A 221-nucleotide genomic window follows, 5' to 3' on the forward strand; every position below is an offset into this window, starting at 1 on the left:
CGCACTAGTTTCAGGTACTAGCGAGTAACATCGTGGAGGTTCGAGTCCTCTCCTGGGCACCAAGTTTAACGAGAAGCCGCTGCACTCCAGCGGCTTTTTTATTGCCAGTTTTGCTGTAACTGGCTTTGGCAGGGTTTTTCTTGCTATACAATTCAAATCTTTCCTGAAATGCCCAGGTGGCGGAATTGGTAGACGCACTAGTTTCAGGTACTAGCGAGTAA

General features: G+C 48.0%; 1 protein-coding gene. It reads right to left on the bottom strand.

Annotation, left to right across the window (positions count from 1 at the left end; genetic code table 11):
• Positions 1–10 precede the first annotated feature (10 nt).
• Positions 11–221 (bottom strand): hypothetical protein (locus B2J89_RS22590; protein WP_205763949.1); only part of this gene is annotated, 211 nt, incomplete at its 5' end.

This window comes from Acidovorax sp. SRB_24 (assembly GCF_012931925.1).